Source organism: Achromobacter sp. GD03932, from assembly GCF_029839485.1.
Lineage (GTDB): Bacteria > Pseudomonadota > Gammaproteobacteria > Burkholderiales > Burkholderiaceae_B > Achromobacter > Achromobacter bronchisepticus_A.
The window spans coordinates 1-2,491 of the sequence record NZ_JAOCAT010000069.1 but is presented as its reverse complement, the minus strand read 5'-3'; the positions used below and the strand labels follow the sequence as shown (position 1 = coordinate 2,491).

The following is a 2,491-nucleotide window of genomic DNA, read 5'->3' as shown; positions in this document are numbered from 1 at the left end:
GACGCCGTGGCACATTGGCGACTTCCACGTGGAAGTTTCACCGAGCTGACTCGGCTGGAGCATGGGCTTGGTCATGATGCGGTCCTTCGAGTCGAAAAGCCCGGCAACCGATAATGGCTTCCGGGCAACCTTATATGAAGAAATGTCGCATGAACGGCCGACTATGGCAAACATAAACGCCAATTTGGTAGCAAAAAGCCCGCGCGAGAGTAGCGTCGCAACTGTTTGAGATTCATGATGAAAGGCGTCGCGTTAATGAAGACTCACCGTGGCGCAGCGGCAACGCATCCAACACCCAGCGACGAACAGGCGACCGCCGTCAGGGCGTCAGGTAACGGATCACTGGATCGGCATAGGCGAACGGTGATCGGCCATAGCGCCGGTCCGCAAACGCCCAGGACTTCCAGACCCGGGCGTCGGCGCAGTGGCCCACAAACAGCCACGGCCACCCGCGCATCGCCCGGGCGGTGAGGCCTGATAGTCGATGTCGATCAGCGGCCGAAGCGGTCTCGATCTGCTTGGCGGCGTAGGGCGCGGGATCACCGCCCCAACTGCGCGCGACCTCGTCGCGCAGACCCTGCGACCGCTCGCCGCCGCTGAGCACGGTCATCACCTGACGAACCAGGCCGAAATAGGCCAGCGGGTGAATGGCCTCCAAGTCGGTCCGCGGGACGACGTCGGGCGCGAGCATTTCGCTGAGCCGAAACTCGAACTGTAGCGCCTGGCTCTCGGCCGCCATCACCGGGTGGTCGCGCCGATCGGCGGTGCAGATGTGGCACCAGGGATCGGCGCCCCGATGAGGGACCGCGGGCGCGCCGCAGTCATGGCAGCTGTCGGCCAGCACCAAGCCGTGGCGAGGACAGGTGCTGGCGATCGCCAGGCGCCAGCGACGCCGATAGTAGGGCTCGGCGTCCTCGGTCAGGCAGAGGGGGCACCACTGCTGGCCCGGCCGCCGGCGGGTGCGGTGATGAATGCCCACGGGCAGCAGCCACTGGGTCGCCCCCGTGACCCGGACCTCTTCGAACAACGTGCCGACCCAGGGCCGGAAGGTCGTCAACTCCGCGACCTGCGCATCGACCCCGGTATGCGCGACCAGCCCCTCCATGAGCCGAGGCGGCGCCAGCCCGTCGATGTCGCGATTCCAGATCTGCAGCCCGGGCCAGACGGCGTGACAAAAGCTATGCAGCTTGGCGGAGTTGCCGAGCGCGATCCGCCGCAGCCAACTAGAGAGCAGTTCGTCGGCCTGCGGGCGGGGACGCCAAGGCCACAGACGCAGGTCCGACATCTCAGAGCGGCGGCAGCGAGGCGGCTCTGAGGAGGACGTCCTCCCGCTGCCGCCGAACCGATGGCCTCACATGGTTCAGCGAGCGCAGCAGCGGAAGATCAATGCGCTCTTTCTCTGAGCGGATGGCCATCAGGGCGGCGCGGCGCACCAGATAGGCGATCTCGCGCGTGGTCCCCTCCGACTCGTTGATAATCCAGGTCGCGATCTTGTCATCGGAAAGCCCGGAAGCGTGGCGAAGCGGCAGACAGGTCTCCAGGCTGTTGAGCAGGCCATAGGTCTGTTCGTTATGACCCCAGACCTCGAGTCGATGCGGCTCGAACCGGCGCTCGATCTGCGGGTCCCACCGAAGCGTGCGCAGCGCGGCGATCGTGCCGCACCCGACGATGGTGATGCCGAGGTCATTGCCGAGCAGCTTGATTGTCGCCAGCGCCTCTTCGCGTTGTTTGCGATTGCCCTTCTCGATGTGATGCAATTCGTCGATGACCAGGATCTTGACCCCGCTGGTTCGGAGCAGTCTGAGGACGTCAGGATAAAGGGTGTCGGTGCTCGCGCTCTTGCCGTAGGGCGCGTTGAGTTGCCCAAGGATCCGCACCAGCAGCCCTCGGGCAGAACCGGTCGGCCCCATGCTCACGACCAGCACCGGGACGTTGGCCTTGGACGCCCTCGGATCGTCCGGGAGGTTCTGCAACTTGGCGAAGCGCTTGACGATTTGGCTTTTGCCGATGCCCGACGGCCCCCAGATCAGGATGTGGCTGTCGCCTTCGGTCGGATAATCCTCCAGCGCCTCCTGAAGCCGCTCGGTGATCGCATCGGCGGCGGCGTAGCGGATGAAGACTTTCTGCCGGATCAGGTTGAGCCGCTGGGCGGTGTTGTCCGCCTCAAGCGCCTCGCGGGCGGCCTTGGTGAGGCGGCGGTCCTGCGAGATGAGGATCATTCGTCGATCTCATAAAAGATGTCGCGACGAACCGGAGCCTGCGGCGCTGGCGGTGCGTCTTCGGAGATGGGCGCATGCGGCGTGAGTTCGGCGGTGACTTGTTCGCCGACCCGCCGACGCTCCTGCTTCAAGCGACTCCTGTGTCGCTTCTTCGCGTTCTGTGCGTCCTGCTCCAGCAGGCGTTGGCGCTCCATTGACGCCATGATGGTCGCCATGTCCGGCTTGTCGCCGATTTGGGCGACCAACCGCTTGCGGGTCTCGTTGAACTCCCA

General features: G+C 65.0%; 2 protein-coding genes and 1 pseudogene. All 3 read right to left on the bottom strand.

The window, feature by feature from the left end; all coding sequences use genetic code 11:
• Positions 1-319: 319 nt before the first annotated feature.
• The gene (locus tag N5C88_RS31365) at positions 320-1,285 is read right to left on the bottom strand and encodes a TniQ family protein (protein WP_015460530.1); all 966 of its coding nucleotides are present in this window, start codon (positions 1,283-1,285) and stop codon (positions 320-322) included.
• A 1-nt stretch (position 1,286) separates the two neighbouring features.
• Positions 1,287-2,219 (bottom strand): TniB family NTP-binding protein, encoded by a 933-nt coding sequence (locus tag N5C88_RS31360; RefSeq protein WP_015460531.1) that lies wholly within the window; start codon positions 2,217-2,219, stop codon positions 1,287-1,289.
• Positions 2,216-2,491: pseudogene (locus N5C88_RS31355) on the bottom strand (integrase catalytic subunit); the annotation flags it as partial. The pseudogene N5C88_RS31355 and the gene N5C88_RS31360, both read right to left, overlap by 4 nt.

Coding starts and splice junctions, on each gene's coding strand:
- N5C88_RS31365 (WP_015460530.1), bottom strand. CDS start 1,285: ATGTCGGACCTGCGTCTGTGGCCTTGGCGTCCCCGCCCGCAGGCCGAC.
- N5C88_RS31360 (WP_015460531.1), bottom strand. CDS start 2,219: ATGATCCTCATCTCGCAGGACCGCCGCCTCACCAAGGCCGCCCGCGAG.